The 7743-nt window shown below is 66.4% G+C and carries 3 protein-coding genes; 2 read left to right on the top strand and 1 reads right to left on the bottom strand.

The window, feature by feature from the left end; all coding sequences use genetic code 11:
• Positions 1-3395: pyruvate carboxylase (locus ENN83_RS02275; protein ID WP_287183590.1), on the bottom strand; the 3395-nt coding region annotated here is incomplete at its 3' end.
• A gap of 249 nt (positions 3396-3644) precedes the next feature.
• Here ENN83_RS02275 and ENN83_RS02270 point away from each other — a divergent pair.
• Both ENN83_RS02270 and ENN83_RS02265 read left to right on the top strand, forming a co-directional pair.
• Entirely contained in the window at positions 3645-5999 is a 2355-nt protein-coding gene (locus ENN83_RS02270) for an ATP-dependent helicase (protein WP_287183587.1), read from the top strand.
• A 120-nt stretch (positions 6000-6119) separates the two neighbouring features.
• Positions 6120-7211: a Hint domain-containing protein gene (locus ENN83_RS02265; protein ID WP_287183585.1), complete on the top strand. Its 1092-nt coding sequence runs from the start codon at positions 6120-6122 to the stop codon at positions 7209-7211.
• Positions 7212-7743: the final 532 nt, after the last annotated feature.

Genomic DNA, 7743 nt, shown 5'->3' with positions numbered 1-7743 from the left:
GTGACATGCACGGCCTTCACCGTGCCGTCGCGCTCGGCATGCAGGCCTGTCTCCATCTTCATCGCCTCGATGGTCAGCAGCAGGTCGCCCGTCTTGACCTTCTGCCCGGCGCTGACCGCGACGGTCGCGATCGCCCCCGGCATCGGCGCGCCGACATGGGCGGGGTTGCCGAGTTCCACCTTGGGCCGCCTGGCCACCGTGGCCTTGGCCTTGCGGTCGGGCACGCGGATCACGCGGGGCTGGCCGTTCAGCTCGAAGAAGACGCGCACGTCGCCCTCTTCGGTGGTCTCGCCGATGGCCGACAGCCGGATCTCCAGCGTCTTGCCGGGGTCGATCTCGGCGGTGATCTCCTCGCCCGGCTCCATCCCGTAGAAGAAGGTGCGCGTGGGCAGGGTGCGGACCGGGCCATACATCTGGTGCCGCGCCGTGTAGTCGGTGAAGACCTTGGGATACATCAGGTATCCGTTCAGGTCCTCGTCGTCGAAGTCGAGATCCTCGAACTGTGCCTTCAGGTCGGCGCGCAGCTTGTCCAGATCGGCGGGCGGCACCTTGGCGCCGGGCCGCTCGGTCAGGGGTTTCTCGCCCTTCAGCACCTTGCGGACGATGGCTTCGGGAAACCCGCCGGGCGGCTGGCCCAGGTTGCCGCGCAGCATGTCGATGACGGAATCGGGAAACGCCACGTCGCGCGACGGGTTCTCGACATCGGCCCGCGTCAGCCCCTGGCTGACCATCATCAGCGCCATGTCGCCCACCACCTTGGAACTGGGCGTCACCTTGACGATGTCGCCGAACATCTGGTTCACGTCGGCATAGGTCCTGGCGACCTCGGGCCAGCGATCCTCGAGCCCCAGGCTGCGCGCCTGCGCCTTGAGGTTGGTGAACTGCCCGCCCGGCATCTCGTGCAGATAGACCTCTGACGCCGGCACCTGCATGCCGGATTCGAAGGCGGCGTATTGCGTGCGCACCTGCCCCCAGTAGTCGGAAATCTCGCGCACCGCCTCGATGTCGATGCCGGTATCGCGCGGCGTGTTGCGCAACGCCTCGACGATCGAGCCCAGGCAGGGCTGCGAGGTGCCGCCCGAGAACGCGTCCATCGCCGCATCCACGGCGTCCACGCCCGCCTCGGCCGCGGCCAGGATCGTGGCGCCCGCGATCCCGCTGGTGTCATGGGTGTGGAAGTGGATCGGCAGGCCCACCTCGTCCTTCAGCGCCTTGAACAGCACACTGGCCGCGGCGGGTTTCAACAGCCCCGCCATGTCCTTCAGCCCCAGGATATGACAGCCCGCCGCCTTCAGCGCCTTGGCCATCTCGACGTAATATGTCAGGTCGTATTTCGCCCGGTCCGGGTCGAGGATGTCGCCGGTATAGCAGATCGCGCCTTCCAGCACCTTGCCGCTGTCCAGCACCGCATCCATCGCCACGCGCATGTTCTCGACCCAGTTCAGGCTGTCGAACACGCGGAACACGTCCACGCCCGTCGCAGCCACCTGCCTGACAAAGCCCTGCACCACGTTGTCGGGATAGGTCGTGTAGCCCACCCCGTTCGCGCCCCGCAGCAGCATCTGCGTCATCAGGTTCGGCATCCGCGCGCGGATGTCCCGCAGCCGCTGCCAGGGGCATTCCTGAAGGAAGCGATAGGCCACGTCGAATGTGGCCCCGCCCCAGCATTCCACGCTGAACAGCTGCGGCAGGTTGTGGGCATAGGCGGGTGCGACGCGGATCATGTCGATCGACCGCATCCGGGTTGCCAGGAGCGACTGGTGCCCGTCCCGCATTGTCGTGTCGGTCAGCAGAAGCCCTTTCTGCTCGGCCATCCAGTCGGCCACCGCCTGCGGGCCGAACTCGTCGAGGATCTGCCGCATGCCGGGGGCGCAACTGTCGCGCCGGTTCTTGGGCGGGCGGGGGGGGCGGACCTCGGCGGGCGGGCGCGGGCGGCCCTCGGTCTCGGGGTTCCCGTTGACCGTGACATCGGCGATGAAGGTCAGGATCCGCGTCGCCCGGTCGCGCCGCTTCTCGAACTGGAACAGCTCCGGCGTCTCGTCGATGAACTTGGTGTGGTATTCGTTGTTCAGGAAGGTCGGGTGCTTCAGCAGGTTCTCGACGAAGGCGATGTTCGTGCTGACGCCGCGTATCCGGAACTCGCGCAGGGCGCGGTCCATCCGGGCAATCGCCGCCTCGGGGGTGGGGGCCCAGGCGGTGACCTTTTCCAAGAGCGAATCGTAATAGCGCGTGATGACCGCGCCGGAATAGGCGGTGCCGCCGTCCAGCCGGATGCCCATGCCCGTCGCACCCCGATAGGCGGTGATCCGGCCGTAATCGGGGATGAAGTTGTTCAGCGGATCCTCGGTCGTGATCCGGCATTGCAGCGCGTGGCCGGTCAGTTCCACGTCATACTGGCTGGCGATCCCGGTGGCCTCGACCAGGCTCTTGCCCTCGGCGATCAGGATCTGCGCGCGCACGATGTCTATGCCGGTCACCTCTTCGGTGACGGTGTGTTCGACCTGGATGCGGGGGTTGACCTCGATGAAGTAGAACTCGCCCGATTCCATGTCCATCAGGAACTCGACGGTGCCCGCGCATTCGTAGTCCACGGCTTCCGCGATCTTCTTGCCCAGATTGCACAGGTATTCGCGCTGGGTGGGGGACAGGTAGGGGGCGGGGGCGCGTTCGACGACCTTCTGGTTGCGCCGCTGCACCGAACAGTCGCGCTCCCACAGGTGATAGATGTTGCCGTGCTGGTCGCCGAGTATCTGCACCTCGACATGGCGGGCGCGCAGGATCATCTTTTCCAGATAGCCCTCGCCGTTGCCGAAGGCGGCCTCGGCCTCGCGCCGTCCCTCGCGCACCTTCTCCTCCAGCTCGTCCGGGCCGTTGATCGGGCGCATCCCCCGCCCGCCGCCGCCCCAGCTGGCCTTGAGCATCAGCGGATAGCCGATCTCGGCGGCCTCGGCACGGATCGCGTCCATGTCCTCGCCCAGCACCTCGGTCGCGGGGATCACCGGCACGCCCGCGGCGATTGCCACCGTGCGCGCGGACGCCTTGTCGCCCAGCGCGCGCATGGTTTCGGCCTTGGGCCCGATGAAGGCGATGCCCGCCGCGTCGCAGGCATCGACAAAGGCCGGGTTCTCGGACAGCAGGCCATAGCCCGGGTGGATCGCGTCGGCGCCGCACATCTTCGCCACGCGGATGATCTCGTCGATCGCCAGATAGGCCTGCACGGGGCCCAGCCCCTCGCCGATCTTGTAGGCCTCGTCCGCCTTGAAGCGGTGCAGCCCCAGCTTGTCCTCCTCGGCATAGACGGCGACCGTGCGCTTGCCCATCTCATTGGCGGCACGCATGACGCGGATGGCGATTTCACCGCGGTTCGCGACGAGGATTTTCTTGAATTCGGTCAAGGGCAGGGCCTCCTTCGGGATGTCCTTGCTGCGCATGCGAGACGCGCGCCTGTGCTATCGGTATACGGTCGTGCGCCGGGCTGACAAGTGGAAGCTTGGTCTAGGGCTGCCGTGTTCGCGGCGAGGCTTTGGATTGCGCGCGCCACGAAACTCGGGGACTGGCCCGCTTGGGACAATCTCGCAGGGTCTTTCAGGAACATTATGCGAACTCGCCTTTCCCTTCCTTCATCCGCGCGCTAGGATGGCAGGATGGATTCTATCGACGACACCAACGCCTTCGAGGCCGCCGCCCGGACGACGCTCAGTCAGCGCGCGCTGGCGGCGCGGCCTGCGCCCTATCTGGATGGCCTGAACCCTGCGCAACGGCAGGCGGTGGAAACGCTGGACGGTCCCGTGCTGATGCTGGCGGGCGCGGGCACCGGCAAGACCCGCGCGCTGACCGCCCGGATCGCGCATCTGCTGAACACGGGCGCCGCCCGACCGAACGAGATCCTCGCCGTGACCTTCACCAACAAGGCCGCGCGCGAGATGAAGGATCGGGTGGGCCGACTGATGGGCCACGCGGTCGAGGGCATGCCCTGGCTCGGCACCTTCCACGCGATCTGCGTCAAACTGCTGCGCCGCCATGCCGAACTGGCGGGGCTGAAATCGAATTTCACCATCCTCGACACCGACGATCAGGTGCGCTTGCTCAAACAGCTGATCGGCGCGGCCAATATCGACGAGAAACGCTGGCCCGCCCGGCAACTGGCCGGGATCATCGACCACTGGAAGAACCGCGCCTGGACCCCGGACAACGTCCCCGCCGCCGAGGCCGCTGCCTTCAACACCCGCGGGGTCGAACTTTACGCCGCCTATCAGGACCGCCTGAAGACCCTGAACGCCACCGATTTCGGCGACCTCTTGCTGCACATGGTCACGATCTTCCAGGCCCATCCGGACGTGCTGGACCAGTACCGCCGCTGGTTCCGCTTCATCCTGGTGGACGAGTATCAGGACACCAACGTCGCTCAATACCTTTGGCTGCGGCTGCTGGCCGGGGGGCACAAGAACATCTGCTGCGTGGGCGACGACGACCAGTCGATCTATGGCTGGCGCGGCGCCGAAGTGGGCAACATCCTGCGCTTCGAAAAGGATTTTCCGGGCGCGCAGGTGATCCGGCTGGAACAGAACTACCGCTCGACCCCGCATATCCTCGCCGCCGCCTCCGGCCTGATCGCCGCCAACAAGGGCCGTCTGGGCAAGACGCTCTGGACCGAGGCAGACGGGGGCGAAAAGGTCCGCCTGATCGGCCATTGGGACGGCGAGGAAGAGGCGCGCTGGATCGGCGAGGAGGCCGAGGCGATGACCCGCGGCACCCGCGGATTGCGCCCCTTCTCGCTGGACGACATGGCGATCCTCGTCCGCGCCTCGCACCAGATGCGCGCCTTCGAGGACCGGTTCCTGACGATCGGGCTGCCCTATCGCGTCATCGGCGGCCCGCGCTTCTACGAGCGGATGGAGATCCGCGACGCGATGGCCTATTTCCGCCTCGCCGTCAGCCCCGCGGACGATCTGGCGTTCGAGCGGATCGTGAACACGCCGAAACGCGGCCTCGGCGACAAGACGCAGCAGGCGATCCAGCAGATGGCGCGCTCGAACGGCGTCCCGCTGGTCGAGGGCGCGCGGCTCTTGCTGGAAACCGGCGGCTTGGGCGGCAAGGGCGCAGCCGCGCTGAAGACGCTGTTGCAGGGCATCGGCCGCTGGCACGGCGCCGCGCTGGACGCCCGCGTGAACCATGTCGAACTGGCCGAGACCATCCTCGACGAGTCGGGCTATACCGCGCACTGGCAGAACGACAAGACGCCCGAGGCGCCGGGGCGGCTGGAAAACCTCAAGGAACTCGTCAAGGCGCTGGAGGAATTCGAGAACCTGCAGGGCTTTCTCGAACATGTCGCCCTCATCATGGACAACGAGACCGAAGAGGGCGGGGCCAAGATCACCATAATGACGCTGCACGCCGCCAAGGGGCTGGAATTCCCCGTGGTCTTCCTGCCCGGCTGGGAGGACGGGCTGTTCCCCAGCCAGCGCGCGATGGATGAAAGCGGGCTCAAGGGGCTGGAGGAGGAGCGCAGGCTGGCCTATGTCGGCCTCACCCGGGCCGAGGAGGTCTGCACCATCTCCTTTGCCGCGAACCGCCGCGTCTACGGGCAATGGCAGTCACAACTGCCCTCGCGCTTCATCGACGAGCTGCCCGAGGCCCATGTCGAGGTGCTGACGCCCCCCGGCCTTTATGGCGGCGGCGCGGCGCCTCTGCGCTCCACCATCGAAGAAGCCGCCAGCCGCGCCGATGTCTACGCCTCGCCCGGCTGGAAGCGGTTGCAGGCGCGCAGCAGCCAGCGCCCCGTCGGCCAGCCGCGCGAAAGCCGCGGCCTCGTGATCGACGCCGAGGCGGTGGCCGCCCATGCCATTGGCGACCGCGTCTTTCACCAGAAGTTCGGCTATGGCACGGTGACGGGGATCGAGGGCGACAAGCTGGACATCACCTTCGACAAGGCCGACGAGAAGAAGGTCGTCGCGCGCTTCGTCGTCGCCGCCGGGGCCGCGGACGACGTGCCGTTCTAGGCCACGCGAACGCCCCGGATTTGCCGAAAATCCAAGCGAAAAAGCGTTTCCCGGCAAGAATCGGGTTAACGCTTTGTTCGCCGTCGCGGGCGAGATTCCGGAGGCAAGGACTCCGAAGTCATGGTCACTTTCAACGCCATAGACAATGAATTCGCTGCCGCGACTGGCAGCAATGTCGACAGCAATGCCGGCGGCCCGGGCACGTCGACCTTCGACTACCCGCCCAATGCGACCAAGGACCTTGTCATCACCTCCAAGCCGGACGACCCGGATCCCTACAGGTTCCAGGTCGACGATGTCTACGAACTCAGCTTTGGTGGCATGGGCGGCAGTACCACCATCGTGGAGGCCAGGGTCATCCGCTCCGACGAGATTTCGTTCGCCTCGGGCCATGCAGTCGTCTTCGAAGGCACCAATCAGAACGGCGATGTCGTTCAGGTCGTCTGGTCGCCGGGATTCGACCTGGAGCAATGGTATTGGGATCATTTCGACGGTGAGCAGAGCCCGGGATTCTACGTTTACGATCTCGATCCGGATACGGAATTCTCCGCGCCGGTCATGTGTTTCGAGGCCGAGACGCTGATCGCCACCCCGCGCGGCCCGGTTCGCGCGGCCAGCCTCGCGCCCGGAATGATGGTTGAAACGGTGGATCACGGGCCGCAGATGTTGCTCTGGGTCGGGCAAAGCGTGACACGGGGCACCGGGGTGATGGCACCGGTGGTGTTTCCGCCCGGGGCGCTTGGCAACGATCGGCCGCTGGTGCTGTCGCAGCAGCATCGCGTGATGCATGGCTCGGCGATGGCGGCGCTTCTGTTTGCCACCCCCGAAGTGCTCATCCCTGCGCGCGCTTTCGCCATCGCCGGGATCGGTGGCGCCGCCATCGCCGAGCGGCCCGTGGTGCGTTATGTCCATCTGCTGTTCGAACGGCACGAACTGGTGCAGGCCGAGGGGGTAGTCTGCGAGAGCCTCTATCTGGGCGATGTCGCCCGCCGCGCCCTGGATGCCGAGGCGCGCGACGAGATCGCCACCCATTTTCCCGAACTCGATTTCACCCTCGATGGCGACGAACCGTTCGAGGCCGCCCGGCCGATCCTGCGCGCCTATGAGGCACGCGCCCTTTTCGGTGTCGGGTCCGCGGCTGGCGCTCAGGGCGCATGTCGTGGGACGGCCGAGGCGGACGCCCGCCCAAGACGGCTGGCAGCCTCCTGCTAGCGGCGCCTGTTCGGCCCGGCGGGCCTTGATCCTGCTGATCCAAAAAAACGGCGACGCCAGGGAGGAGAGGCGTCGCCGTTCTTGTCAGCGGCGGGGTCAGGGAGAACGAGACCACCCGCCGCATAGCTTGGGACCCGAAAGCCCCGGAAGGGTGCGGCGGCACCAGGGAGGAGGAGGGTGCCACCGCGAGACAAGGAAACCCAGGGAGGAGGAGGGGTTTCCAAGTCTTTTTCGGCATGCCGGGCGTCTTGATCTGCCCGACCGCGACGTTCGCCGCGCGCCGTTGAGATCAAAGATACGGCAATGCTGCGCATGCACAATGGTTTCCGGGTGAAATGCCGCTATGCAGAAAATGCATGAGTCTTGCTGACGTAATTTCGAGCATCGTACGTGCCTTTGCAAACGGAACGGCATGCCGAAAATGCCCTTGCCCTCCGGGCGCGTCCGGACAAGTTAAGCGGTGGGGCCGCGGCCCCCGAATGCCCGAAAGGAAGACAGCCATGCCCGTCACGCGCGATGCCGTCCTCGAATC

The sequence above is a fragment of the Rhodovulum sp. genome (assembly GCF_011048875.1).
In the GTDB taxonomy this organism is placed as follows: Bacteria; Pseudomonadota; Alphaproteobacteria; order Rhodobacterales; family Rhodobacteraceae; genus Rhodovulum; species Rhodovulum tesquicola.
Note: the sequence above shows the minus strand (reverse complement) of the source record. Positions and strands in the feature narration are given on the sequence as shown.